Raw genomic sequence first — 25,833 nt, 5'->3', positions numbered from 1 at the left:
ACGGTGTCAAGGTCAAGCCCGGCCGCCCGGTACCCCGTGTTCCGCGAGCGGGCCGACCGACAGGCCCGCCGCGTGGCAGGCGTGCACGATGCCGGGCAGGGCGCCCAGAGCGGACCGCCAGCAGCCCGGGGCGGACATCCTGTCCGTGTCGTGCAGGAGGAGGGTGCCACCGCCGCGCAGACCGGCCGCGACGGCGGAGCGCACCGAGGCCGGGGTGGCGTCGGCCGTCCAGTCCCTGCCCCAGGCGGTCCACAGCACGGGCCGCAGTCCCGCCGTGCGGGCCGCGGCCCAGCGCCCGGAGGTCAGGATGCCGTAGGGCGGGCGGTACCAGCGGGGGTCGTGGCCGGTCAGCTCCCGTACCGTGCCGGCCGCCCGCAGCAGGGCGCGCACGTCGTCCACCGGGCCGGGGAGCCAGGGGCGGTCGTGGCTCCAGCCGTGGAGGGCCACCTCGTGCCCGCGGCGGACGGTCTCGCGCACCACCGAGGGGTGCCGCAGGACGCCGTCGCCGAGGACGAAGAAGGTCGCCCGGACCCCGAGCGCCTCCAGCGCGTCGAGGAAGCGCGGGGTGGACTCGGGATCGGGGCCGTCGTCGAAGGTCAGGGCGACGTGACCGGGGTGTCCCGTGCCGGCGAGACGCGGGAAACGGCGGCGCACCACGGGCAGCCAGGTGGCGGCGGGGACGATGTGCGCCGCGGCGACGGCGGCGACCGGAGCCAGCGCGGCCGCCGTGCGCCGGGCTGGGGACTGACGCCAGGACGTGTCCATCGGATACCGACTCCCTTCCCCGCGTCTACCGCAGTGGCCGGGGCGAGCCGGTACCCGGACGCCGCGACGCCGTGTCCCAGTCTCCGGAGACCGACGGGGCACGCGCCAGCCCGGCGGCGCCCGCGCCCATGAGCACCACACCGATCACGGCGGGCACCACCCGCACCCCCAGGGTGATCTGTTCCCCGAACAGCGCCCACCCCAGCGCCACGCTCGTCAGCGCGTCACCGAGGGTCAGGGCGGGCTGGGACGCGGCCAGGGTCCCGGCCCGGAAAGCACTCTGGAGCAGCAGGAAGGCGACGATCCCCACGGCGGCGGTGGCGTACAGGGGCCACGATGCCAGCACGGTGGTCAGGCCGTCACCGAACCTGCCGGTCACCTCCTTGATCAGCGCCGCCGTCAGCGAGAACGACACGGCCGACGCCAGTCCGAGCAGCGCCGCGCGCGGCGCGCCCCGCACCGCGCGGGCCGTCGCCACCAGCGCCACCACGCCGGCCAGTACCGCGGCGGCGGACAGCAGCCACTGCCCGGTGGACGCGGTGTCCCGGCCGGCCGCCGGAGCGGCGGAGGTCAGGAAGGCCGCCAGCCCGGCGGCCAGGGCGGCGAACGCCATCCAGGTCCTGCGGTCCGGACGGCGGCGGAAGACCGCGCTGCCGACGACGAGGGTGAACAGCAGCTCGGCGGCCATCAGCGGCTGGACCAGCGCGAGGCTGCCCAGACTCAGGGCGGCCGCCTGCAGCACGGTGGTCAGCGCGAGCATCCCCGCACCCACCACCCAGTAGGGGCTTCTCAGCACATGACCGAGCCAGCGAAGGGCCTGGCGCACGCCCGGACCGCCCTCCGGTTCGTTCGCCGCGGCCCGCCGCTGCAGGACCGAGGCGGCGGCGTTGGCCAGTGCCGCCAGCAGGGCCAGGACGACGACGGCCGGCACGCCGGGTCGCCGTTCAGCCGAACACGGCGGCGAGCCGCCGGTACAGGCCCGGCGCCGCGCCGCGCACCCGGGCGGGAAGCCGCAGCCAGCCGGGGACGTAGACCTCGTCCCGCCCCCGGCGGACGGCGCTCCACACGGCGTCGGCGACCCGCTCGGCCGGGACCGGTCCGGGCCACGACCGTTCGTAGGGGACTCCCCGCCGGTCGAAGAACGGGGTGTCGACCACCCCCGGCACCACGAGGCTGACCGCGACGCCGCTGCCGCGCAGCTCGTAGCGCAGCGCGTCGGCGAAGGCGGCGAGCCCCGCCTTCGCCGCCGAGTACACCGCCTCTCCCCGCACGGCCACCGTCCCCGCCAGGGATCCGACGAGAACCACGCGCCCGGAACCGGCCTCCACCATGTACGGCACCACCTGCCGGACCAGTCGCAGCGTGGACAGGAGATCGACCTCGACGACCTCGTCGAGGGCGGACGGGGGCATGGCCGTGAAGTCCCCGGCCCAGCCGATACCGGCGCCCGCCACCAGCAGGTCCACCCGGCCGCTCTGCCCGAGGGTGAACCGGGCCAGCCGCCCTTCGGCGCCGGGCCGGGTCAGATCCGCCGGAAAGACCGACGCCGGGACCCGCTCCACGACCGGGCCGGGACGCTCCGCCACCCGGCCCGCCTGCTCCGCCACCCGCTCGAGACGCCCGGCGTCCCGTCCGCTGAGGACGAGGCGCCACCCCTGTGCGCCGAGCCGCCGGGCCACGGCGGCGCCGATGCCCGAGGACGCCCCGGTCACCAGGGCGGTGCGGGGGCGCCCGGGGCCGCCGGCCGGGGACCCGGGCGCGACGCCCTCCGGCATCACGCCCGCCGGAGTGACGGACGTCCCGGGGGACGACACGCCGGCGGTGCCGGCACGGGGAGCGTGAGACATCGGCTGTACCTCGGCTGCGGGGATGAACGCCCGGGAGACCGCGACCGCGGCCGCCCCGGCGTTCGGCGAAGGGGACAAACCGTAGTATCCCGGTACGGGTGGCCGAAACGCGGCCGCGCGGGTTTCACCGGCACGGCGCAGGGAGACACGGCACCACGTGCACCCACCGTCCCCGGCACCCCGCCACGGCACTCCGGCGAACGGCAGGCCGCGACTGCTGATCGTCAGCGCGAGCATGGGCGCCGGCCACGACACCGTGGCCGGCGAACTGGCCCGCCGCGCCAGGGAGCAGGGCCACGAGGCGCAGGTCGTGGACGTCCTGCGGCTCCTTCCCTGCGGCCTGGGCACCGGCCTGCGCCTCTTCTACCAGTCCTCGGTACGGCACTTCCCCTGGGCGTACGCGGCCCTCTACCGCGCCCTGCTGCGTCCCGGCCCCCGGTACCGCCCGAGCGGTCTGCCGCTGGCCCGGCTGGCGGGCCAGCGGCTGACGGAGCTGACGGAGCGCACGGGCGCCGACGTCGTCGTTCCCGTCTTCCATCTCGCGGCCCAGCTGACCGGCCATCTCAGGGCACGGGAGCGGCTGAGGCCGCCGAGCGCCGTCTTCATGACCGACTTCGCCGTCCACCGGCAGTGGCTCCACCCCGGCAACGACCTGTACCTCTGTCTCACCGACGAGGCCGCGCGGGACGTGGGCCGGAGCGTCCCGGTACCCGTCGAGACGACCGGACCGGTCGTGGCACCCGGCTTCTTCGCACCGGCGCCCGGAGCCGGGCCGTGGCGGCGGCGCTTCGAGCGGCACGCCCCCGGACGCCCGCCCGTCGTGCTGTCCGCCGGTGCCTGGGGCGCCGCCTGCGAACTGGACCGGACCGCACGGCTGCTCGCCGGCGCCGGCTTCCTCCCGGTGGTGCTGTGCGGCCGCAACGAACGCCTGCGGACCCGCCTGGCCGGGCTGCCGGGCACGCTCGTACCGGACTGGGTGACCGACATGCCCGGCCTGCTGCGGGCGTCCCGGGTCCTGATCGACAACGCCGCCGGGCAGACCGCCGTCCAGGCACTCGCCTCCGGGACGCCCGTGGTGGGCTACCGTCCGCTGCCCGGCCACGGGGCGGAGGGCGTCCGCAGGATGGCGGCACTCGGCGTCTCGGAGACCGCCACGGACGCCTCGGCCCTGCTGCGCGCTCTGCGGCGGCTGTCGGCGGACGGCCCGTACCGGGAGCACCGGATCGCCCGCGGACGGCAGCTGTTCCGCGGCGACGTGCTGGCCCGGGTGGACGCAATCGCCCGCGTGCCCTCCGCGTGACCGCAGGGAACCGGAACAGCGGCAGGGGCAGCCGGTCGGGCGGACCCCGTGCACCCGGTCAGCCGCCGTCGCCCGCCGGCTCCGCCCCGGGCTGCGGGGGCAGGTCCTCGGTGAACCGGTGCCCGTGATGGTCGAGGAGCCAGCGGCCGAACAGGGCGCCGCCGAAGATGACGAAACCCACGCCGATGAGCCAGGACTCCACGATGAGGACGACACCGACGGTGCCGTAGCTGATGGCGTTCTCGACGATCAGCGGGGTGAAGACGAAGTAGGAGAAGCTGCGCAGGCCGATCAGGCCCGCCATGGTGGCGAGCGCGCCCGGCAGCAGATGCCACCAGCGGACCTGGCCGCCCAGCAGGAAGCGCTGTCCCCACCAGAAGAAGAGCACGCCGGTCACCAGCGAGACGGTGATCCGCTCCGGCCCGTGCATGGCGTCGCGGGTCAGCCCTTCCTGGTAGAGGTACGCGGTCAGGACGCACAGCCAGGTGGCCTGACGCCAGATCCGGTGCCACGGTCCCGGAGGCAGGCTCCAGGTCCGTTCGTAGCCGTTCTGGACGCTCCCGCCGAACGGGATGCCGAACGCGGCGAGTGCCAGCACACCCCACAGACTGGTGGTCCCGACCACCTCGCGCGGCGGACTGATGATCTCCGCGAGGACGCGCGCGGACCGGCCCGACAGTCCCATGCCGTCCGCCAGCCAGGCCGCGAAACCACCCCGGCCGAGCGGGTCGGCGGCGGCGATCACGATGAGCAGCGGTGCGAGCGTGACGAGCGCCAGCGTCGCGAAGCCCATGGCCCTGTGCATCAGCTCGAGATCACGGCCGCGCCGGATCAGGGACTGGGCACCCAGCCAGTGCCATCCGCGCCGGAGCGCGCGCAGGTGACGCCTCACGGTGCGCTCCTTCGTCGGCTCGCGTGCCCTTGTCCGTGCCGCCCGGCGGCGGACGGGACGGACCTGGGCGGGGATGATTTCTGCCCTGGCGCGCGGCGGCGGAGGCGGCCGCACGGTCCGCCGGCCGCACCGGACGACGTCCGGCGCCGGTGTCCGGGGCCCGGTCCCGAAGGACGCCCGCGAGCCGGTGCACACCGGTCTCCGGCGCCACCGGACGTGTGTGGAGCGCCACGGCACCGGGCGTACGACGGCCGTGCGGTCGCGCGGATGCCTCCGCAGTTCGCCGGTGATCCTGGGGAGCGGGCAGGAGAGGAAGGGGTGGTCCGGGCGGGGGTCGTAGCCGTCCACCGCCTTGACCAGCCCCAGGGACGCGGCCTGCGCGAGATCGTCGGAGTCCTCCCCGTGGTGCCGGAAACGGCGCGTGGCCCTTCGGACCATCGGCAGCAGCAGACGGATGGCACGATCCCGCGGAGCGGCCCGCCGCGGCCCCGGGGGCTGCTCCGCGCACTCGCGCAGCAGTGCGTCGAGCTGCTCCGGGGACGGTTCGGGCGCGGCGGTCCCGCGCGTCCGGATCACGTCGGCGACTGGTGCGGTGGACATGGGCCTCGGGGGGTGTCGGCGTGCGGAAGACGATCGTCGACGTGGACGGTCACCGCACCGTCAGGGGCCGTGGCGCCCACGTCAGTCTCGGACTTCACCCCTCGGCAGGGCCCCGAAACGCGGCCTGAGCCGCGTGCGGGAACGCTGTCCGTCCGGCGGGTGACGCGGCGTCCCGGCCGGTTGCCCTCCGGGCCGGGGCGGGTCCGCCCGCGTCACGGCCGCCGGAGCCCCGTCCTCGGAGACCGGGGGCTCAACTCCTCGGGACTGATCCGGGGGCTCACTCCTCGGGACTGATGAGGAGCAGGGCGATGTCGTCCCCGGGACTGGGTGCGTGACGGATGAGGGTGTCGGCCATGGTGTCGAGGTCGGCCGGGTCCGCGTGTTCGAGGAGCCCGGCCAGGGCCGCGGTGGCGTTGTCGATGTCCACCCCGGGGGCCTCGACGAGCCCGTCGGTGTACAGGACCAGCACGCAGCCGGGCGGCAGGGGCACGTCCAGGGTCGGATAGCGGGCCTCCGGCTCGATGCCGAGCAGGAGGCCCGGGGAGATTCGGAGGAGTTCGGTGCGCCCGTCGGAGTGACGCAGCAGTGGCGGGGGATGACCGGCGGTCGCCATGCACGCGCGCCGGCCGGCGAGGTCCAGGTGGACGTACACACAGCTGGTGAACAGGTCCGGTTCGAGGTCGTTGAGCAGACGGTTCGTTCCGGCCAGCACCTGGTCGGGGGACGAGCCCGCGGTGGCGTGGGCGTGGACGGCCGTGCGGACCTGCCCCATGAGCGCGGCGGCGTCCACATTGTGGCCCTGCACATCACCGATGGTGGCACCGGCGGTGTGCTCGGCGAGGTGGATCAGGTCGTAGAAGTCACCGCCGATGCCCAGGCCCCGGGCTGCCGGAAGGTAGCGTGCGGCGACCCTCAGCCCGGGGATCCGGGGAAGAGTGTGCGGCAGCAGTGCGGACTGCAGGCGGTGGGCGACTTTGTGCTTGGCGTCGTAGAGGAGCGCGCGGTCGAGCGCCTGGCCGACCAGACCCGCCAGGGAGGTCAGGACGGCTCGTTCACCGGGCGGGAAGGCATGAGGCCTGCGGTATGCGAGGAGCAGGGAGCCGCGGGGACGGCCGGAGGCGATCAGCGGCAGGACGGCCCATGCGCCCATCCCGTCCTCGTGCACGACGGAGGGGTAGTCGTGCTGCAGATCGGAGAACGTCGTGTAGAAGCCCGGGATGCCGGTGGCCTGCACCCTGGCGCCGGGGATGTCCGAACTCAGGCGGACGGCGTCGAAGCGTTCCATGAGGTCGGTGCTGTAGCCGCGGTGACCGATGATCTTCAGGCGGCCCTCCTCGGCCGTCATGAGCACCAGACCCTGGGCGCCGAGAGCGGGCAGGAGCTGGGCGGCGGTCCGGTCGGCCACGTCCTGGACGCCGACGGCCTCGGTCAGGGTCGCGGCCAGTTGCATCAGGTGGTAGAGCAGCGTGGCGCGGCTGGGGCCGGCGGCCGGCACGGACGGTGCCGCGGCAGAGGCCGCGGAGGGGTCGGCGGCGTTGATGCGGACACTGATCCCGGAGGGGTCCGGGTACAGCTCGAAGGCCAGCCAGGTGTCCGGCGGGCGCAGGACGGTGAACGTCTGCGGCTCACGGCTGACCATCGCGGCCCGGTACCGGTCCTCGACCTGGGGGACGTCCATCCACGGCAGCGCTTCCCAGGGCAGGGCGCCCACCAGGTGGTCCGGACCGGCACCGAGGAGCTCGGCGGCGCCGGGTGTGACGAACACGAGGCGACCATGCATGTCGAGTGCGCAGGACCCCCCGGGCAGACGGTCGATGAATGCCGCGGCCGCCGATGCCTCGTCCGGCGGGACGATGCGCCCGCTCGGCAGGGGCAGGGTCAGCGGCCGGCTTCCGGGCAGCAGCGGGTCGCCGCGGTCCGCACGCTGCCGGAAGAGGTCGCCGAGGCGGGCGCAGCCCGCCTCGACCACCCGGCGTTCAGCGGGGCTCAGCTGCGGTGAACGGGTTCCGGGCCACAGCAGCACCAGCCCGCCCCGGCTCTCGCCTCCCGACGTGAGCGGAGCGGCGGCCATCGCGAAGTCGTACGGCAGCACGAGAGCCGGCCGCGGATAGCGACGCGCCATCTCCTCCTGACCGCCGAGCCACACCAGGCGCCCCTCACGCACGGCGTCCGCCACCGGAATCGGGTCGGACAGCGCGACCCGCTGCCAGGGGGCCGCCAGCTCGCGCGGCAGACCTGCCGCCACGACCAGCCACAACGCGCTGTCGCCCGGCGGCAGCACATACAGCAGCCCGCCGTACGCTCCGCTCTCCCGCACCACGGCGGCCATCGCGGCCTCCATCAGCCGCCCGCCCGGCCCCTCGGCGGCACGGCGAGCGGACCCGGTCCGCTCCGTCCGGCCGCGCCGTGCCCCGGCTGCCGGAACACGGGCGCCGCCGTCCCCGGCAGGACCGCGTCGCTCCAGTCAGACCGAACACCGCGCATATGCGGACAGTACGCCCACCGTGCAGCGAAGGCATCCAGACAGCGGACGCCGTCGCCGGGGAGGGCCACGGGGGAGCGCCGTCCGGGAGTGCCGCACCCTGACGCGGTGACCGCCGGGGCTGCCGGACGAGGCCGAGGGCCCGCACGCGGTCGGCGACCCCCGTCTCCTTCGGGGCATCCGGCGGCCGCGGCCCGGGCGTACGGATTGTCCGGAGGCAGTGTGCCCTCCGGACAACCCGCACGGCAGGAAGCCGCGTCTCAGGGGCTCACCGGCCGGCCCCTTCGCCGGCGCGCGTCCCTCAGGTGAGGGTCCAGCGTTGGTTGCCGCCGTTGGAGCAGGAGTAGAGCTGGATCAGGGTGCCGTTGGCGGTGGCGCCTCCGGCGGCGTCGAGGCAGAGGCCGGACTGGACACCGACGACGGACCCGTCGGAGTTGACGCGCCACTTCTGGTTGTCGCCGCCCCAGCAGCTGTAGATCTGGACCTTGGCGCCGTTGCCGGTGCCGGCGGCGTCCAGGCACTTGTCGCCGTAGACCCTGAGCTCGCCCGCATCGGTGGACGCCCACTGCTGGTTGGTGCCGCTGTGGCAGTCCCACAGCTGGAGCTGGGTGCCGTCGGTGGTGGCGGCGCTGGGCACGTCCAGGCAGCGGCCCGAGCCGACGCCCCTGATCTGTCCGGACTCCACGGGGGGCTCAGTAGGGGAGTCGCCGCCGTTGAGCGCGTCGAGGACGGCGGAGTAGGCGGCCTTCTTGCTGCCGTCGTTGTTGAACAGCAGCGGCGTGTGCTCCGATCGCCAGGAGTCGCTGTCCCGCACACCCCAGACCGTGACGCCGAGGCAGCGCCCGACGGCCAGGCAGTCGTTGATCACGTTGGCGTAGGTCGTGGGCGAGGCGCCCTGGATGTCGAGTTCGGTGACGGCCACGTCGACGCCGAGGGCGGCGAAGTTCTGGAGCGTGGTGCGGAAGTTGCTGTTGTAGGGGCTGCCGCTGTTGAAGTGCGCCTGGAAGCCGACGCAGTCGATCGGCACACCGCGCTGCTTGAAGTCCCGGACCATGGAGTACATGGCCTGGGTCTTGGCCCAGGTCCAGTCCTCGACGTTGTAGTCGTTGTAGCAGAGCTTGGCGGACGGGTCGGCGGCTCGCGCGGTGCGGAAGGCGAGCTCGATCCAGTCGTTGCCGCTGCGCTGCAGGTTGGAGTCGCGCCGGGCTCCGGAACTGCCGTCGGCGAAGGCCTCGTTCACGACGTCCCACTGCGTGATCTTGCCCTTGTAGTGGGCCATCACGCCGTTGATGTGGCCGATCATCGCCTGACGCAGATCGTTGCCGCTGAGGCTCTGCATCCAGCCGGGCTGCTGGGAGTGCCAGGCCAGGGTGTGGCCGCGCACCTCCTTGCCGTTCTGTACCGCCCAGTTGTAGACGCGGTCGGCGGCGGTGAAGTCGAACCGGCCCCGCTGCGGCTCGGTGGCGTCGATCTTCATCTCGTTCTCGGCCGTCACCGAGTTGAACTCACGGTTGGCGATCGTGGTGTACGTCGAGTCGTTCAGCCGGCCCGAGGCGATGGCGACGCCGAAGTAGCGGCCGCTCTGCGCCGCCGCGGCGCCGAGCGTGCTTTCGGCGGCGTGGGCCGGCGGCGGTGCGACCAGCACGGTGGCCGCGCCGAGGACGCCGACGACCAGCGCCATCAGCGGGCCGCGGACTTTCCGTCGGACGGATCCGGTAAGGGCGTACGAGCCCATGACTGTGCCTCCAAGGTGGACATCACGGAAGGACTGGGGCGGAGGGAACGCGTCGTCCGCTCCCCACTCGTCGACGGACGGGGCGGGCCGGAACCCGGGCAGCACGCGGTCGGCCGCGCCCAGGGGGCCGGGACGGTCTCAGCCGCCACGGACGGCCCCCGGCCGGCCGTCGGGTGACGTGCGGGCGGGCGGTGGCGGTGTCTCGACACAGGCAAGGGAGGTACTCCATCGCGGCTCGGCCGGGGGATCGTCACGCGGCGTCGCGTACCTCTCCCACGGTGCGGAGAGTCTGCGTGCGCGGGTACGAACCTCACCGGAACGGAACGGGGTGGCGCGGGTGCTTCGGTGCGCGGATCTGTCGGGTGACTGTGCGGTCGGTCCGGCATGTCGAACCGCTGCCGCGTCCTCAGACAGGGACTATTGAGGTATTGACGGTGGATCGTCAATACCTTGCGCAGAAGGAGTTTCGGTTCCCTCTTCGAAACTTTCAGGACCCTGGAGAGGCGCGCGGCGAACCTGCTCCGCAGCGGTCCGGTGGGCGTGAGGGCTTGTCAAGCCCTGAGAGGGAGGTGCCCGGTGAGGACGGATCGGCGCCAGGCCTTGACCCGGAGAGCTCGTGTTCCTAGCTTGTGACGTCGAAGCCTCTGGGAAGGAGTCGAAACTTTCGATGTCCTCCGCCGGTGATCACCCAGGCGTCGGCGTCCCCTTGCCGGGCGGCGCGGTCGAGGCGCGCACCACGAGTTCGGTGGCGAGTTCGATGTGGTGGGATTCGACCTTCTCGCCGTTGGCCAGCCGGAGGGCGGTACGCAGGGCGGCGGCACCCATCTCCCGCAGCGGCTGGCGCACGGTGGTCAGCGGGGGCGAGGCCATCTGGGCCACGCTGGTGTCGTCGAAACCGACCACGCTCAGGTCCTCGGGGATGCGCAGGCCCCGGGCGCGGGCGGCCTCGATGACTCCGACGGCGATCTCGTCGTTGCCCGCGAAGACCGCCGTCGGCGGCTCTTCGAGGCTCAGCAGTGCCGTGGCGCCGAGCAATCCGGTCTCGTACGTGAACTCTCCGGGCCGGACGTAGGCGTCGGGCACCGGCGCTCCTTCCGCCTCCATGGCGGCGCGGTATCCGTGCGTGCGTGCCTGGTTGCAGACGGCCATGGCCGGTCCGCCGAGATAGGCGATGCGGCGGTGGCCCAGGGAGAGGAGGTGCTGGGTCGCGGTCAGGCCGCCGGCGAAGTTGGTGGCCCCGACGCTGTTGACCCGGCTGTCCGGCAGATGCAGGGGGTCCAGCACGACCAGCGGCAGCTCGGTCCGGGCCAGTTCGTTCAGGTGCGCTGTGGTGTACACGCTGGTGACCGCGATGACGGCGCGGCGCCCGGCGGAGACCAGATCCCGGGCCCAGTGCGGGGCGTGGGACGCCTTGCTGATCACCACCGAGGCCCCCGACTCCTCGGCGGAGTCGATGATGCCCTCGAGGGTCTCGGCCACGTACGACTTGAGGCCGCCCTTGAACTGCACCTCGATGGTCGGGCTCTGGACCGACTCGGTGTGACGGAACACGGGCGCGAGGTAGTGGTGCTGATGCAGCAGTTCCTGCACCCGGGTGCGGGTGTGCGGCGCCACGTCACCGCGACCGTTGACCACCTTGGACACGGTCGCGACGGAGACCCCGGCCGCTTGGGCGATGTCCGCCAAAGTGGTGCGCCTGGCGTTCGGTCGCATCGGTTCCTCTCAGCTGTACGTCCACCAGGGTGGTGAGCCGCCGGGCGGGCCGGCGACGCGGGTGGAACCGGTCAACCGTACGGCAACCGGGCTCCGACCTGGTCCGGGAGGTGCCGGTGGGCTCCTGGACCGCGCGCCGCGCCACGGCAGGCGCCCCGGCGTCCTCCGCGGCCACGAAGGGGGGCCGCTGCCCCGGCCGCGCGACGGTCCGGCCCGGCGCGGACGGCACCGGCGCACCGTCGGCGGGGCGTGACCTGCACCGACGGCGTGTCTGCTGCGGCCGCCGCATCGTCCCCCGCCCTCTCCTGGATCCTTTTCGAAACAGTTTCGGTCATGGTCGAGGTTACTCGAGAGTCGCTGGAGCCCGGTAGCCCACGGCTCGCTGCGGCTTTTCAACGCACTGCTGCACATGCCTTGACATGACATCAGCCCGAAACCTAATTTGCACGCACAGAGCTCGAAGAAGGCTGTTTCGAAAACCTTTCACCATGACTCACGAGATGCCGGTGGCTCTCGAGTGCGGAGAAAACATGGCGCTCTCCCGACGTACCCTCCTCGCCCTGGCGGCCGGTGTGCCGGTCTCTGCGGCGCTGGCGGCCTGCGGCTCATCCGGTCCCGGCGACAGCGGCGGCGGGGCCACGTACTGGTACCTGAACGGCATGCCGCAGGAAGGTGTCAGAGCCGGCGCGGTGGATGCCTTCAACAAGGCCAACCCCGACAGCCAGATCAAAGACACCACGTATCAGAACGACGCGTACAAGACGAAGATCAAGACTGCCATCGGTGCCGGGAAGGCGCCCACCATCATCTGGGGCTGGGGCGGCGGGACGCTGCGCACCTACGCGGAAGCGGGCCAGGTCGAGGACCTCACCTCGTGGTTCGACGAGCAGTCCGAGGTCAAGAAGCGGCTGTTCCCGGCCTCGTTCGGCGCGGCGACCGTCGACGGCAAGATCTACGCGATGCCGTGCGAGACCGTGCAACCGATCATCCTGTACTACAACCAGAAGGTCTTCGACCGGGTCGGCGTGAACCCGCCTGAGTCCTGGGACGACATCATGGCGCTGGTGCCCAAGTTCAACGCCAAGGGCATAGCTCCGTTCTCCCTGGGCGGCCAGTCCCGGTGGACGAGCATGATGTGGCTGGAGTTCCTGTTCGACCGCATCGGCGGACCCGACGTGTTCCAGGCCATCATCGAGGGCGAGAAGAACGCCTGGTCCCACCCGGACTCCATCACCGCGCTGACCAAGGTGCAGGAGCTGGTCGAGGCCGACGGGTTCATCAAGGGCTTCTCCTCGATCACCGCGGACTCCAACGCCGACCAGGCGCTGCTCTACACCGACCGGGCCGCGATGATGCTGCACGGCGCCTGGTCGTACGGCATCCAGCAGGCCGACGGCGGGGACTTCGTCTCCAGCGGCGGGCTGGGCTACATGAACTTCCCGCCCGTCGACGGCGGCAAGGGTGATCCGAGCAACACGGTCGGCAACCCCGCCCAGTACCTGTCCATCTCCTCGAAGGCCACCGACGAGCAGAAGAAGATCGCCAAGGACTTCTTCGCGACCGGTGTCCTCCAGGACGCCGAGGTGGAGGCGTGGATCGACAACGGCTCGGTTCCGGTCCGGCTGGGCACCGAGAAACTGCTGGCCGCCTCCAAGAGCGCCGACTTCCTCCAGGTGAACTACGGCATCGCCAGCAAGGCCAAGACGTTCGTGCAGTCCTGGGACCAGGCGCTCAGTCCGGCGGCGGCCGCGGCACTGCTGGACAACATCGCCAAGCTGTTCCAGCAGTCCGTGTCCCCGAAGCAGTTCGCCACCAACATGAATGCGGTCATCGGCACATGAGTTCACTCACCGGCCATCCGCCGCGTCACGGGTCCCGGAGCATCCTGCCGTGGCTCGCGACGCCGGCGTTGGTGTTCTTCCTCTGCTTCGCCGTGGTTCCGCTCGTCGGTGTCTTCGTACTGAGCTTCACCACGTGGGACGGCATCGGTGCCATCGACCCCTCGGGGCTGACCAGTTGGCGGACGGTACTCACCAACCCCGGTCTGCCGCACGCCCTGTGGGTGACGTTCCTGGTCATGGCCGTGTCCTGGGCCGTCCAGACTCCGATGAGTATTCTGCTCGGCACGTTCATGGCCGGCCGCCAGCGCTACCGCGCGGTGCTGGCCGTGGTGTACTTCGTCCCGCTGCTGCTCAGTTCCGCCGCCATCGCGATCGCGTACAAGGCCCTGCTGGACCCCAACTTCGGGCTCGGTGCCGGACTGAAGATCGACGCCCTCGTCAAGGACTGGCTGGGCCGCCCCTGGCTCGCCTTCGGCGTCGTCATCTTCGTCGTCTCCTGGCAGTTCATCCCGTTCCACTCACTGATCTACCAGGGTGGCGTCCAGCAGATCCCGAAGTCCATGTACGAGGCCGCGCAGTTGGACGGCGCCGGGCGGATCCGGCAGTTCTTCAGCATCACGCTGCCCCAGCTGAAATACACCATCATCACCTCGTCCACGCTGATGGTGGTCGGATCTCTGACCTTCTTCGACCTCATCTTCGTCCTGACCGAGGGCGGCCCCGGCGACGCCACCCGGGTCCTCGCACTCGACATGTACAAACGGGGATGGCAGGCCAGCCAGATGGGACCGGCCAGCGTCATCGCGGTCATCCTGGTCCTCGTGGGCCTCGGTCTCGCTCTGCTGCTGCGCCGGCTCGGGGGCCGGGACACCGGCGCGAGCCAACTCGAGGGGGCCTGACATGACCACCACGCTCACCAAGGCGCACACCCCGGAGAAGGAGACCCGCCGGCGGGCGCCCGACTCCGGCCCGGCGGCCGGCCGGCGCAACTGGGCCGGCGGCCTGGCCGGGTGGATCTGGCTCGTCGTGGTCGCCGTGCCGCTGTACTGGATGGTCATCACGAGCTTCAAGCCGCGCAGCGGCTACTACGCGACCAACCCCCTGGTGCCCACCGGCAACCCCACCCTGGAGAACTACCGACTGGTCATCGAGTCCGACTTCATCGGCTACTTCGTGAACAGCGTCGTGGTCACCCTCGGCGCCGTGGTGCCGGCGGTCACGATCTCCTTCATGGCCGCCTACGCGATCGTCCGCGGCCGGCACCTGCGGAGCCTGCGTGCGATGAACGGGCTGTTCCTGATGGGGCTGGCCATCCCCCTGCAGGCCACGATCATCCCCGTGTACCTGATCATCATCAGACTGAATCTGTACGACAGTCTGCTGGCGCTGATCCTCCCGTCGATCGCCTTCGCCATCCCGCTGTCCGTGCTGGTGCTCTCCAACTTCATCCGGGACGTGCCCAAGGAACTGTTCGACTCGATGCGCGTCGACGGCGCCACCGAGTGGACGACACTGTGGCGGCTGGCGGCACCGCTCACCCGGCCGGCCATCCTCACCGTGACCATCTTCAACGGACTGACCATCTGGAACGGATTCCTGCTGCCCCTGGTCCTCACACAGAGCCCCGACCGCCGGACCCTGCCGCTCGCGCTGTGGACCTTCCAGGGCGAGTACGGCGTCAACGTCCCCGCCGTCCTCGCCTCCGTCGTCCTCAGCACACTGCCCGTCCTGGTCCTGTACGCGTTCGGCCGCCGCCAGCTGCTCAGCGGGCTGACCGCCGGATTCAGCCGGTGACCGTCCCCGGCGCCGTGGCCGGCCGGTGGCCGAAGACCCTCCGCGAGCTCCGCGGCCGAAGCCCGGCAGAACACGGCGGGGCCCGGCCGGCGGGCTCCGCGTCCGTGGCCCGCCCGCCCCGGCCCCGGCCGGCACCTCAATCCCGCTCGTCTACCTGTTCGCCCGTCGCGCCCTGGTCCAGGGCCCGGGGGGCGTGGGAGGAAAGTGAACGCCAACGTGGCTGTAGAGAACACCACCGGAATCGCCCTCTGGAATGACCCCGCGGTCTCCGTCACCGCGCGGGTCGACGCCCTGATCGACGCGATGACCCTGGAAGAGAAGACCGCCCAGCTGTACGGAGTGTGGGTGGGCGCCTCCGACCAGGGCGGTGAAGTGGCCCCCCATCAGCACGACATGGAGGAGGCCGTCGACCTCGAGGCACTCCTGCCCACCGGACTGGGCCAGCTGACCCGCCCCTTCGGAACCGTCCCGGTGGACCCCGCCCTGGGCGCGCTCTCCCTGGCCCGCACCCAGACCCGTATCGCCGCCACGAACCGGTTCGGCATTCCCGCTCTCGCGCACGACGAATGTCTGGCCGGCTTCGCCGCCTGGGGTGCGACGGCCTATCCCGTCCCGCTGTCCTGGGGCGCCACCTTCGACCCCGACGTCGTCCGCCGCATGGCCGGCGCCATCGGCCGCGACATGCGTACCGTGGGCGTCCACCAGGGGCTCGCGCCCGTCCTGGACGTGGTGCGCGACGCCCGCTGGGGCCGGGTCGAGGAGACCATCGGCGAGGACCCGTACCTCGTCGGCACCATCGGCACCGCCTACGTGCAGGGCCTGGAGTCCGCCGGGATCGTCGCCACCCTCAAGCACTTCGCCGGCTACTCGGCCTCCCGCGCCGGACGCAACCTCGCCCCCACCTCCATGGGGCCGCGTGAGCGCGCCGACGTCCTGCTGCCGCCCTTCGAGATGGCGATCCTCGAAGGCGGTGCCCGGTCGGTGATGAACGCCTACACCGACACCGACGGCATACCCTCCGCGGCCGACGAGGAGCTGCTCACCGGGCTGCTGCGCGACACCTGGGGCTTCGACGGCACCGTCGTCGCCGACTACTTCGCCATCGCCTTCCTCAAGACCCTGCACGGCGTCGCGGACGACTGGGCCGGAGCCGCCGGTTCGGCGCTGCGCGCGGGCATCGACGTCGAACTGCCCAATGTCAAGACCTACGGCGCCCCCCTGACCGGGGCCGTCGCCGACGGCCGGGTACCGGAGGCGCTGGTCGATCGCGCGCTGCGCCGGGTCCTCACCCAGAAGGCGCTCCTCGGCCTGCTCGACGAGGACTGGAACCCCGTGCCGGCCGCGCTCGACGGGGCGGACCCGGACGATCCGGCCGCCCTGCGCGGCCGGATCGACCTGGACGGCCCGCAGAACCGGGCGCTGGCCCGCACCATCGCCGAGGAAGCGGTCGTCCTGCTCAGCAACGACGGCACCCTGCCGCTCGACAGGCTGCGCCGCATCGCCCTGCTCGGCCCCAACGCCGAGGAGCCCACCGCCGTGCTGGGCTGCTACTCCTTCCCCCAGCACATCGGTGTCCGCCACCCCGGGACCCCGCTCGGCATCGAGCTGCCCACGCTGCGCGACACCCTCGCCGCCGAGTTCCCCGACGCCGAGATCACGGTCGCCCGCGGCACCGGCATCGACGACGGGGACCTCTCCGGCATCCGCGAGGCCGCCCGGGTGGCCGGCGAGGCCGACGTCGCCCTGGTGGTGCTCGGCGACCGCGCGGGGCTCTTCGGGCGGGGCACCAGCGGTGAGGGCTGCGACGTGGAGACGCTGGCGCTGCCCGGCGCGCAGCAGCAGCTGCTCGACGCCCTGCTCGACCTGGAGACCCCCGTGGTCACCGTGCTGCTCGCGGGACGGCCGTACGCCCTCGGCCGGGGCGTGGAGGAGTCCGCCGCCATCGTGCAGTCCTTCTTCCCGGGGGAGGAGGGCACGCACGCGATCGCCGGGGTGCTCAGCGGCCGTACCAATCCCTCCGGACGGCTCCCGGTCAGCGTGCCGCGCGGGCCGGGCTCCCAGCCGGCCACGTATCTCGGGGCCCGGCTCGCTCAGGCCGGCGGGGTGTCGAGCATCGACCCGACGCCGGCGTTCGCCTTCGGTCACGGCCTGTCCTATACACGGTTCGACTGGACGGACCTGACCGTGGACGTCCGGGACACACCGACCGACGGGGAGTTCACCCTCGCTCTCACCGTCCGCAACACGGGCGGCCGGTCCGGGACCGAGGTGGTCCAGCTCTATCTGCACGACCCGGTCGCCTCCGTCGTCCAGCCGGTACAGCGCCTCGTCGGCTACACCCGGGTCGATCTGGCGCCGGGCGAGGCCCGGCGCCTGCGTGTCACGGTCCCGGCCGACGTGGCCTCCTTCACCGGACGCGACGGCCTGCGGGTCGTCGAACCGGGCCGACTGGAGCTGCGGCTGGCCGCCTCCAGCGCGGATCAGCGCCTGACGGCCGAGGTCACGTTGACCGGAGCCGAGCGCCACGTGGATCACACGCGCCGCTTGCACGCCACGATCGGACAGGAGCCGGTCACCCGGGTGTGACACCGGAAGGGAACCGGGTGCGGGGCCGCCGAGTGTCAGGGGCGGGGCCCTGACGCCGTCTTCTCCGCCCTCCCGGCGCGGTGGCCGCCGGTCACAGCACGCCGCGCCGGGCGAGGCTGCGCATCAGCTCCCGTACGCCGAACGTCCACGGCGTGGCCTGCTCGCTGGGGACGACGGTGTTGACCAGGGCCCCGAGCCGGGGGCTGGAGATCCGCACGACGTCGCCGTACTCGTGGGTGAAGCCCGCGCCGGCCGCCCGCCGGTCCTCGGTGGGGGCGAACAGTGTTCCGGTGAACAGCACGAAGCCGTCCGGGTACTGATGGTGCGGACCGTGTGTGGCGGCCACCAGCTCCAGGACGTCGCGGCTGATCTCGCGCATCGAACTGCTGCCGTGCAGGACGTAGCCGTCCGCGCCGTCGATCCGCAGGTCGATGTCGAGCCCGCGTACGGTGTCGAGGCCGAAGTCCCCGTCGAACAGCCGGATGAACGGGCCGATCGCGCAGGAGGCGTTGTTGTCCTTCGCGTGGGACAGCAGCAGGGCGCTGCGTCCCTCGATGTCGCGGAGGTTGACGTCGTTGCCGAGTGCCGCGCCGCGTACCCGGCCGCGCGAGTCGACGACCAGGACGGCCTCCGGCTCGGGGTTGTTCCACACCGAGGCGCCGAGCACTCCGATGTCGGCGCCGGTGCCGACGGCGGACAGGACCGGGGCCTTGGTGAACACTTCCGGGTCAGGCCCGATCCCGACCTCCAGGTACTGCGACCACAGTCCTTCGGAGACGAGCAGCTCCCTGGCCCTGTCCGCCTCGGGCGATCCGGGACGGATGCCGTCGAGGGCGCCGCCCACCACCTGCCCGACGCGGGCCCGTACCCGCGCGGCCTGCGCCGGATCGCCGCCCGTGCGCTCCTCGATGACGCGTTCCAGCAGGCTCCGGGCGAAGGTGACGCCGGCGGCCTTGACCACCTGCAGGTCGACGGGAGCGAGCAGACGGGGAGCGTCACGCAGGCCGGCCGGCGCCTCGAGCAGTTCGTCCAGGCGCCAGACGCGTCCGCCGCCGGCCTCCCGGACCACCTCCGCCGCGTCCTCGCGCTCCATCAGGTCGGAGACGGTGGGTGCGACGGCCGTCAGGTCGACGGCGTACTCGCCGCGGACCGCGGCCACACACGGCCCGCCGACCTCCGGGTCGTGGACGCGCGCGACGAGGGCGGCCCGGCCGGCGTCCTCCGGCAGGACGGAGCCGGCCGTGAGGACCGGACGGGGGCGCGCTGCTGCCGATTCCACGATCGATGCTCTCCTGGGGTGAAGGGGCGGTCGCCCGGGGCTGATTCAGTGGGAGTCGCGCGGGACCTCGTGGCCACGGCTGCCGCGCAGGAAACCGAAGTCGGCGCCCCGGTCGGCCTGTTCCACGTTCTCGGTGTAGAGCCAGGTGTAGCCGCCGGCGTGCCGCTCGGCGGGCGCGCTCCACGTCTGCCGGCGTCGCGTGAGCTCGGCGTCGTCCACGTCCAGGCGCAGGACCCGGTTCGGGACGTCCAGGACGACGGGGTCCCCGTCGCGCACCAGGGCCAGAGGTCCGCCGACGGCGGCCTCGGGCGCCACGTGCAGGACCACCGTCCCGTACCCGGTGCCGCTCATCCGGCCGTCGCAGACGCGCACCATGTCGGTGACGCCGGCCTTCAGCAGCTTGGCGGGCAGCGGGACGTTGGAGACCTCGGGCATGCCGGGGTAGCCCTTCGGGCCGGCGTTGCGGATGACGATGACGGTGTTCTCGTCGATGTCGAGGTCCGGGTCGTCGACCACCTCGTGATAGGCCTCGGGGGAGTCGAAGACGCGCGCGGGGCCGCGGTGGGTGAGCAGGTGCGGTGACGCGGCGGACTGCTTGATCACGGCACCGTCGGGGCACAGGTTGCCGCGCAGGACGGCGATACCGGTACCGGCCGGCTGGAAGGGGGCGTCGAGGCGGGTGATGACGTCGGAGTCGACGCGCTCGGCGTTCTCGTTGTTCTCGGCGATGGTGCGTCCGGTGACCGTGATCTGTCCTCCGTGCAGCAGCTCGCCGCCGAGCAGCTCGGCCATGACGGCGGGCAGACCACCCGCGTAACAGAAGTCCTCCATGAGGTACTTGCCGCTGGGCATCAGGTTGACCAGGGTCGGTACCGCGCGGACCAGGTCGTCGAAGTCCCGCAGGTCCAGCTCGACGCCGACGCGTCCGGCGATGGCGGTGAGGTGGATGATCGCGTTCGTGGAGCCGCCGATGGCCGCGTTGACCCGGATGGCGTTCTCGAACGCCTCCCGGGTCAGGATCGCCGAGGGCCGCAGCTCCTCCTCCACCATCGTCACGATGCGCTGCCCCGCCGCCTGAGCGACCTCCATCCGCCGGGAGTCGACCGCGGGCCAGGCCGCCGAGCCCGGCAGCTGCATACCGAGCGCCTCGGCCACGCAGGCCATCGTCGAGGCGGTCCCCATCGTCATGCAGTGCCCGCTTGAGCGGGCCATGCACCCTTCCGCGAAGAAGCACTCCTCCTCGGTCATCCGGCCGGTCTTCAGGTCCTCCTCGAACTTCCACACGTGGGTGCCGGATCCCACGTCCTGGCCCCGGTACTTGCCGTTGAGCATCGGCCCGCCGGTGACCATGACGGCGGGCAGGTCGACGCTGGCGGCGCCCATGAGCATGGCGGGGGTCGTCTTGTCGCAGCCGGACAGCAGCACGACACCGTCGAGCGGATTGGCCCGGATCAGCTCCTCGACCTCCATGGCCATGAGGTTGCGGTACAGCATGGCGGTCGGGCGCATCAGGGTCTCGCCGGTGGCCATGGTGGGGAACTGGAGCGGCAGGCCGCCCGCCTGCCACACACCGCGTTTGACCGCTTCGGCGACGCGTGTCAGATGGGCGTTGCACGGGGCGAGTTCGGAGGCGCTGGTCGCGATGCCGATGACGGGACGCCCGTCGAACACCTCGTGCCCGAACCCCTGGTTGCGCATCCAGGAGCGGTACAGCATCCCGCTGCGGCCCCGCGCGCCGAACCATGCCTGGCTGCGGCGACTCGTCTTCCGACCGTCGGTCATGTGGGCCCTTCCCGTGGCTTCGCCGTCGTCCGCTTCGCGATGGGGTCGTGGGTGAAGCCCGCAGGCCGTACCCTGGACCGCAATCATTAAATGATTCGATGAATGAGTCCAGAGGGTGAGCGAAGATCGTGGTGCACTTTCTGACCATGCACCAGCGCGTGGTCGACGAACTCGGGCGGCGCGTCGCGGGCGGCGTGTGGGAGCCGGGGGATCCGCTGCCGGTCGAGGACGCGCTCGCGGCCGAGATCGGCGTCAGCCGAGGGGTGGTGCGGGAAGCGGTCAAGGCACTGGTGGCCAAGGGGATGCTGCACGTACGCCCGCGCACCGGCACGCGGGTGCTGCCCCCGGAGCACTGGAACCACCTGGACCGTGACGTGCTGCGCTGGCAACAGGCCGGGGAGGCCACGGCCCTGCTGCGCGACACGACCGAACTGCGCCGGATCGTCGAGCCCGAGGCGGCCCGGCTCGCCGCCGACCGGGCCGGCCCCGGCGAGGTGCGCGCCCTGTACGACCTCCTGGCCGCCATGGAGGCCGCGGCGGCGGAACCCGGCCGCGGCGGTTACGTCGAGGCCGACATCGCCTTCCACCGGGCGCTGCTCGACGCCAGCGGCAACCGTCTCCTCGGCTCACTGGGCCGCGCCGTCGACATCGCGCTGGAGCACAGCTTCCTCGTCAGCACCCGGACCCCCGGCGCGGTGGAGGCCTCGCTGCCGGGCCACCGCGCCGTGGTGCACGCCGTCGAGGCCCGCGACCCCGCGGCCGCGGCGGCCGCCGTCCTGGCCATCATCGACGCCGCCGAACAGGAGATCGCCGAGTCGCCCGATCTGCCGGGCGGCGCCGCGTGACCTGACGCGACCCCTCGACCCCGCGACCCCGCGACCCCGCGACCCCGCGCCCCCGCGGCGTCACGGCGTCACGGCGGCGCGGAGGATGGGTGCCGGCGAGATCCTCCTCCGGCGCCTCCGACGCGAGGGCCCCGCACGAGGTGGTCGCTCGCCCGGGGCAGCCGTCCGGCCGGCCGGGTCGCTCGGCGGCGTGCGAGGCCGTACCGCGCGACCCGCCGGGGAACGCCCACCGCCAGCTGCCGGCAGCCCGTTCGTCACCACCGCGCCGGCGTCCGGCGCCGGCGCCTCAGGAGACGGTGCGGGCCGTCCCGCCCCCGCCTGTGGCGACTGAGCCGCTCGGCCTGGGCGCGGCGAACGGCGGTGTGTCCTGTTCGCACGTCGCCCCGGGCGGCGGCAGGACGCCGTCGACCAGGTAGCGGCTCTCGTGGGCCTGGACGCAACCGCTGGGGTTGAGCAGCGCGGTGTGCCCGTGGCCGTGGTGCCTCAGCAGCCGGGCGTCGGCCAGTTCCTCCGCCATGGCCTGCGCCGCCGAGTAGGGGGTGGAGGGATCGTAGGTGGTGCCGATCACCAGGACCGGGTGTGCCGTCGGGGTGTCCCACGGCCCGCGGTAGCGGTGCTCGGCGACCGCCGGCCAGGAGGCGCACGCGGCGGTGGCCCAGACCCAGTAGCGCCCCAGGTCGCCCGCGCGGGCGGCGCTCAGCTCCTCCAGGGCGTGGTAGGCCCCGGCGTCCGGTGGATTGGGACTGTCACCGCAGAACACCGCGGTGCTCTGTTCCTCGCCCAGGTACGGAGCGGGGTCGGGGACCGCCGGCGGGGGCGGGGACGGCGCCGGCCGCGGGGCGCGGCCCTGCCAGAGGTCCTGCAGCCGGGCGGCGAGCAGTGTCCACCCGGGGTGGACGACGTAGAAGCTGTTCACCACGTCGGCGACCGTGCCGGCGTAGGTCCACCCCTCCACGGGCCGCTCCCGCAGCCGCCGCATCAGCCCGTCGAACTTGTCCCTGGTCGCCTCCGGGCTGCCCGCGGAGAAGGCGCAGCGGTCGGTGCCGGCAGACCCGCACAGCGTCAGGAAGCGGTCCAGGGTCGCCGCGGCACCGCGGTCGGAGCCCAGTCGCTGGAAGCTCGTCAGCCGGGCGTCCTCGTCCGAGGCGTTGTCCGTCCAGGCCCGCGGATCCCAGTTGCTGTCCAGGATCATCGCCCGCACCCGGTCGGGGAACAGGTTCGCGTAGGTGGCGCCCAGTATCGTGCCGTAGGAGATCCCCAGGTAGTTGAGCCGGTCCTCGCCCACCGCCGCGCGGAGCAGGTCGAGGTCGCGTGCCGTGTCGGCGGTCGACACATGACGCAGCAGCTCCGGGTCCCGCCGCTCGCAGCGCCGGCCCAGCTCCTCGTACGAGGCGGTGAACGCCGCCCGCTCCTCCTCCCCGACCGGGAAGCCCGCGGCGCGGTCCGCGCTCCACCCGGCGGCCTCCTCGAGGCTCGCGAAGCAGTTCACCGCCGTGCTGTTGCCGATCCCGCGGGGGTCCCAGCTGACGATGTCGAACCGCTCCCGCACCTCGCGCGGGAAGGACGCGTGGTTCTGCGGCATCTGTACCGTTCCCGGACCGCCGGGGCCGCCGGGATTGAAGAACAGGGTGCCGACGCGCCGGTCCGGGTCGGCCGCCTTCCGTCTGACGACGGCCAGTTCGATGGCGCGGCCCCCGGGATCGCCGTGGTCCAGGGGCACCTTCGCGGTCGCGCAGTCGAAGTCGCTGCCCGGCACGCACCGGGTCCAGTCCAGCTCCGGGACGGGCGGGGCGGGCGGGGGAGCGCCGCCGGCCGCTGCGGGACCCGGTCCGCTCAGAACCGTGCAACCGGCCAGCAGGGCCGCGACGACGGCGGTACGACGTCGGCGCCCTGCCAGGGGGCCGCGTATTCGGGGTATGTGCATGTTCCGTCCCTCTCACTGCGCCGGACCGGGCGCCCGGGGCCACCGATGCCCTGGCGGCGGGCGCGTCACGCCAACGACACCGTGAAGCGGCCGGACGGGCGAGGCGACCGCGGCCGAACGGGCGAGCCCGGCGCCCGCCGGCGCCCGCCGGCGCGCACCGGGGCGGACGGAGTCGCCGGACGGCCCCGTCATCCCGCCGGCCGGCCCGGTGAACGGACCGGTTCCGGGGCCCGGCGGTCACCGCGCCCGGCTGGGTGATCACCGGTGGCGGGGCGGAACACCCGCTCATAGCTTCGGCTCATGAACAGACGCCACATCGCGTATCTCGCATGTACCACCGCAGTCGTGGCCGCGGGGCTGGGTGCCGCTCCGTCGGCCCAGCAGCCGACCGTGCACCGTGTACAGCCAGGACAGTCGATCCAGAAAGCCGTCGACGCCGCCGAACCGGGGGACACCGTCCTGCTGGCGCCCGGTACCTACCGGCAGAGCGTCGACATCACCGAGTCGGACATCGCCCTGCGCGGTCACGGTGCCACCCGCACCGTCCTGGTGCCCGCCAAGACCCCCGGCAAGAGCGCCTGCGCCAAGGCGGGCAACGGCATCTGCGTCACCGGCACCGACAAGAAGCCCCTCGACGACGTCAGCGTGCGGTCGCTGACGGTGCGTGGCTTCGCCAAGAACGGAGTGTGGGCCACCGGCACGGAGGACCTGAGGGTCCAGCACGTGACCGCGGAGAAGAACGGCCAGTGGGGCATCGCCGCGGAACGCTCCGTCAGCAGCGTGATCAGTCACAACCTCACCCGGACGAACGGCGACGCCGGACTCTTCGTCGCCAACACCGTCGACACCGAGGAGGGTGCCCGCGACGCCCGCAGCACGGCGGTCCGGCACAACAGGACCGAGGGCAACCGGGTCGGCGTCACGGTACGGCGGCTGCGGAACCTCAGCGTCTCCCACAACGAGGCCACCGGCAACTGCGCCGCCGTGTTCGTGGTGGGGGACGAGTCCACGCCGCGCGCCGGTCATCTGGACGTGACGTGGAATCGCATCCACGCCAACAACAAGCACTGCGCCAAGACACCGAGGCTCCCCTTCCTCCAGGGCTCGGGCATCGTCCTCACCGGTGTCGAGAAGACGCGCGTCGCCTTCAACCGGGTCGAGAACAACAAGGGCACCTCCCCCCTGTCCGGCGGCATCGTGCTGTTCAAGAGCCTCGTCGGCACCCCCAGTGAGCACAACGAGATCCGCGACAACCTGGTGACCGGCAACGCCCCGGCCGACCTGGCCAACCGGGACACCGCCCGGACCAACACCTTCAGCCGCAACACCTGCACGCTCTCCGAACCCGCCGGAATGTGCTGACCCGCACCACCCACCTCCCCCCCACCGACTGCACTGCAGCAGAAGCGAGGCAACGGATGACCACCGTTGATCCGGCTCCCCCGCCGCCCATGCGGCTCAGGGAGCTCGTATTCGGGGCGGCCTGTGCCGCCGCCGTACGCGCGGCCGTCCGGCTCGGCGTGCCGGACGCCCTGGACGACAGCCCCATGACCGTCGACGACCTGGCGGCGGCGGTGAAGAGCCAGCCGCACACCCTGCGCAGGCTGCTGCGCGCACTGTCCTGTCAGGGAGTCTTCGCGGAGAACCCCGACGGCACCTTCGCGCACACCGAGATGTCGCGGCTGCTGCGCGAGGACGACCCGCACAGCCTGCGCTACATCGCCCTGTGGTGCACCGAGCCGTGGACCTGGAACGTCTGGCCACTCCTCGACGACGCGGTGCGCTCCGGCCACAACGTCTTCGAGGACGTGTACGACCGGGAGTTCTTCACGTACCTCAACGACTCGGCCCCCGAGTCCGCGCACGTGTTCAACCGCGCGATGACGACCTCCAGCGAGCAGTCCGCGCGCGACGTGGCCCGCCTGCTGGACCTGGACGACGCCTCCTCGGTCGTGGACATCGGGGGCGGCCAGGGCCACGTCCTGGCGAGCCTCCTGGAGAAGCACCCCCACCTGCACGGCACGCTGCTCGACCTGCCGGGCGTCGTCGAGAACGCCGACCCGCGGCTGCGCGCGGGCGGTGCCCTCGCCGGCCGGGTCGAGGTCGTGGCCGGTGACTGCCGCGAGAAGGTGCCCGTCCGGGCGGACGTGTACATCATCAAGAACGTCCTGGAGTGGGACGACGACAGCACCCGCCGGGCGCTGGGATCCGTCCACGAGGCGGCCCGGCCCGGAGCCCGCGTCGTGGTCATCGAGAACCTCGTCGACGACACCCCGTCGATGCGGTTCACCACCGCCATGGACCTGCTGCTGCTCCTCAACGTGGGCGGCGCCAAGCACACCCGGCAGAGCATGGTCGACCGGCTGACCGACGCGGGCCTGGTCATCGGCGACATCCGCCCCGTCAACGCCTACCTGCACGCCTTCGAGTGCACCGTGCCCGGCTGAT

The 25,833-nt window shown here is 72.6% G+C and carries 18 protein-coding genes and 1 pseudogene; 8 read left to right on the top strand and 11 right to left on the bottom strand.

The window, feature by feature from the left end; genetic code table 11:
- Positions 1-12 precede the first annotated feature (12 nt).
- Genes HTV45_RS17040 through HTV45_RS17030 form a run of 3 tightly spaced genes read right to left on the bottom strand, consistent with a single transcriptional unit; the run spans position 13 to position 2,612 of the window.
- Entirely contained in the window at positions 13-765 is a 753-nt protein-coding gene (locus tag HTV45_RS17040) for a polysaccharide deacetylase family protein (protein ID WP_215206644.1), read from the bottom strand.
- A 25-nt stretch (positions 766-790) separates the two neighbouring features.
- On the bottom strand, positions 791-1,696 hold the full coding sequence (locus HTV45_RS17035) for a DMT family transporter (RefSeq protein WP_215206643.1): 906 nt from the start codon (positions 1,694-1,696) through the stop codon (positions 791-793).
- 13 nt (positions 1,697-1,709) lie between these two features.
- Positions 1,710-2,612 (bottom strand): SDR family oxidoreductase, encoded by a 903-nt coding sequence (locus HTV45_RS17030; protein ID WP_215206642.1) that lies wholly within the window; start codon positions 2,610-2,612, stop codon positions 1,710-1,712.
- 235 nt (positions 2,613-2,847) lie between these two features.
- Here HTV45_RS17030 and HTV45_RS17025 point away from each other — a divergent pair, with 235 nt between their 5' ends.
- Positions 2,848-3,912 carry a galactosyldiacylglycerol synthase gene (locus tag HTV45_RS17025; RefSeq protein WP_215206696.1) on the top strand — a complete coding sequence of 355 codons (1,065 nt, stop codon included), beginning with the start codon at positions 2,848-2,850 and terminating at the stop codon, positions 3,910-3,912.
- 58 nt (positions 3,913-3,970) lie between these two features.
- On the opposite strand, the gene HTV45_RS34340 is transcribed toward HTV45_RS17025, so the two are convergent.
- From HTV45_RS34340 to HTV45_RS17005, 5 genes and pseudogenes are all read right to left on the bottom strand, one after another.
- Positions 3,971-4,792, bottom strand: coding sequence for a ribonuclease BN (locus tag HTV45_RS34340; protein WP_251692256.1), 822 nt, complete (start codon positions 4,790-4,792; stop codon positions 3,971-3,973).
- A 279-nt stretch (positions 4,793-5,071) separates the two neighbouring features.
- Positions 5,072-5,404: pseudogene (locus tag HTV45_RS34845) on the bottom strand (sigma-70 family RNA polymerase sigma factor); the annotation flags it as partial.
- 277 nt (positions 5,405-5,681) lie between these two features.
- Positions 5,682-7,745, bottom strand: a complete 2,064-nt coding sequence (locus HTV45_RS17015) for a SpoIIE family protein phosphatase (RefSeq protein WP_215206640.1) — start codon at positions 7,743-7,745, stop codon at positions 5,682-5,684.
- 442 nt (positions 7,746-8,187) lie between these two features.
- Positions 8,188-9,621 carry an endo-1,4-beta-xylanase gene (locus HTV45_RS17010; protein ID WP_215206639.1) on the bottom strand — a complete coding sequence of 478 codons (1,434 nt, stop codon included), beginning with the start codon at positions 9,619-9,621 and terminating at the stop codon, positions 8,188-8,190.
- Between the two features lie 684 nt (positions 9,622-10,305).
- Entirely contained in the window at positions 10,306-11,334 is a 1,029-nt protein-coding gene (locus HTV45_RS17005; RefSeq protein ID WP_215206638.1) for a LacI family DNA-binding transcriptional regulator, read from the bottom strand.
- A gap of 530 nt (positions 11,335-11,864) precedes the next feature.
- On the opposite strand from HTV45_RS17005, the gene HTV45_RS17000 reads away from it, so the two are divergent.
- From HTV45_RS17000 to HTV45_RS16985, 4 genes are all read left to right on the top strand, one after another.
- Complete coding sequence (locus tag HTV45_RS17000) at positions 11,865-13,175, top strand: extracellular solute-binding protein (RefSeq protein ID WP_215206695.1); 1,311 nt, start codon at positions 11,865-11,867, stop codon at positions 13,173-13,175.
- A complete protein-coding gene (locus HTV45_RS16995; protein WP_215206637.1) occupies positions 13,172-14,074 on the top strand; it encodes a carbohydrate ABC transporter permease in 903 nt (300 codons plus the stop codon). Before HTV45_RS17000 ends, HTV45_RS16995 begins: the two co-directional genes overlap by 4 nt.
- 1 nt (position 14,075) lies before the next feature.
- Positions 14,076-14,969 (top strand): carbohydrate ABC transporter permease, encoded by an 894-nt coding sequence (locus HTV45_RS16990; RefSeq protein WP_215206636.1) that lies wholly within the window; start codon positions 14,076-14,078, stop codon positions 14,967-14,969.
- 204 nt (positions 14,970-15,173) lie between these two features.
- A complete protein-coding gene (locus HTV45_RS16985; RefSeq protein WP_215206635.1) occupies positions 15,174-17,555 on the top strand; it encodes a beta-glucosidase in 2,382 nt (793 codons plus the stop codon).
- 91 nt (positions 17,556-17,646) lie between these two features.
- Here HTV45_RS16985 and HTV45_RS16980 read toward each other — a convergent pair whose 3' ends face one another.
- A complete protein-coding gene (locus HTV45_RS16980) occupies positions 17,647-18,834 on the bottom strand; it encodes a fumarylacetoacetate hydrolase family protein (RefSeq protein WP_215206634.1) in 1,188 nt (395 codons plus the stop codon).
- Positions 18,835-18,879: 45 nt separating this feature from the next.
- Positions 18,880-20,616 (bottom strand): IlvD/Edd family dehydratase, encoded by a 1,737-nt coding sequence (locus HTV45_RS16975; RefSeq protein ID WP_215206633.1) that lies wholly within the window; start codon positions 20,614-20,616, stop codon positions 18,880-18,882.
- Positions 20,617-20,762: 146 nt separating this feature from the next.
- Here HTV45_RS16975 and HTV45_RS16970 point away from each other — a divergent pair, with 146 nt between their 5' ends.
- Complete coding sequence (locus tag HTV45_RS16970; RefSeq protein ID WP_215206694.1) at positions 20,763-21,461, top strand: FadR/GntR family transcriptional regulator; 699 nt, start codon at positions 20,763-20,765, stop codon at positions 21,459-21,461.
- Positions 21,462-21,747: 286 nt separating this feature from the next.
- On the opposite strand, the gene HTV45_RS16965 is transcribed toward HTV45_RS16970, so the two are convergent.
- Complete coding sequence (locus tag HTV45_RS16965; protein ID WP_215206632.1) at positions 21,748-23,385, bottom strand: alpha/beta hydrolase; 1,638 nt, start codon at positions 23,383-23,385, stop codon at positions 21,748-21,750.
- Positions 23,386-23,685: 300 nt separating this feature from the next.
- Here HTV45_RS16965 and HTV45_RS16960 point away from each other — a divergent pair, with 300 nt between their 5' ends.
- Positions 23,686-24,747: a nitrous oxide reductase family maturation protein NosD gene (locus tag HTV45_RS16960; protein ID WP_215206631.1), complete on the top strand. Its 1,062-nt coding sequence runs from the start codon at positions 23,686-23,688 to the stop codon at positions 24,745-24,747.
- Between the two features lie 56 nt (positions 24,748-24,803).
- On the top strand, positions 24,804-25,832 hold the full coding sequence (locus HTV45_RS16955) for a methyltransferase (protein WP_215206630.1): 1,029 nt from the start codon (positions 24,804-24,806) through the stop codon (positions 25,830-25,832).
- The last annotated feature ends 1 nt before the right edge of the window (position 25,833 follow it).

This window comes from Streptomyces sp. CHD11 (assembly GCF_018638295.1).
GTDB lineage: Bacteria > Actinomycetota > Actinomycetes > Streptomycetales > Streptomycetaceae > Streptomyces.
The sequence above is the reverse complement of the archived record's forward strand: the minus strand, read 5'-3'. Positions and strand labels throughout refer to the sequence as shown.

Excerpts from the sequence above, each read along its gene's own strand:
- HTV45_RS17040 (WP_215206644.1), bottom strand. The coding sequence starts at position 765 with ATGGACACGTCCTGGCGTCAGTCCCCAGCCCGGCGCACGGCGGCCGCG.
- HTV45_RS17030 (WP_215206642.1), bottom strand. The coding sequence starts at position 2,612 with ATGTCTCACGCTCCCCGTGCCGGCACCGCCGGCGTGTCGTCCCCCGGG.
- HTV45_RS17025 (WP_215206696.1), top strand. The coding sequence starts at position 2,848 with ATGGGCGCCGGCCACGACACCGTGGCCGGCGAACTGGCCCGCCGCGCC.
- HTV45_RS17015 (WP_215206640.1), bottom strand. The coding sequence starts at position 7,745 with ATGGAGGCCGCGATGGCCGCCGTGGTGCGGGAGAGCGGAGCGTACGGC.
- HTV45_RS17010 (WP_215206639.1), bottom strand. The coding sequence starts at position 9,621 with ATGGGCTCGTACGCCCTTACCGGATCCGTCCGACGGAAAGTCCGCGGC.
- HTV45_RS17005 (WP_215206638.1), bottom strand. The coding sequence starts at position 11,334 with ATGCGACCGAACGCCAGGCGCACCACTTTGGCGGACATCGCCCAAGCG.
- HTV45_RS17000 (WP_215206695.1), top strand. The coding sequence starts at position 11,865 with ATGGCGCTCTCCCGACGTACCCTCCTCGCCCTGGCGGCCGGTGTGCCG.
- HTV45_RS16995 (WP_215206637.1), top strand. The coding sequence starts at position 13,172 with ATGAGTTCACTCACCGGCCATCCGCCGCGTCACGGGTCCCGGAGCATC.
- HTV45_RS16990 (WP_215206636.1), top strand. The coding sequence starts at position 14,076 with ATGACCACCACGCTCACCAAGGCGCACACCCCGGAGAAGGAGACCCGC.
- HTV45_RS16975 (WP_215206633.1), bottom strand. The coding sequence starts at position 20,616 with ATGACCGACGGTCGGAAGACGAGTCGCCGCAGCCAGGCATGGTTCGGC.
- HTV45_RS16970 (WP_215206694.1), top strand. The coding sequence starts at position 20,763 with ATGCACCAGCGCGTGGTCGACGAACTCGGGCGGCGCGTCGCGGGCGGC.
- HTV45_RS16965 (WP_215206632.1), bottom strand. The coding sequence starts at position 23,385 with ATGCACATACCCCGAATACGCGGCCCCCTGGCAGGGCGCCGACGTCGT.
- HTV45_RS16960 (WP_215206631.1), top strand. The coding sequence starts at position 23,686 with ATGAACAGACGCCACATCGCGTATCTCGCATGTACCACCGCAGTCGTG.
- HTV45_RS16955 (WP_215206630.1), top strand. The coding sequence starts at position 24,804 with ATGACCACCGTTGATCCGGCTCCCCCGCCGCCCATGCGGCTCAGGGAG.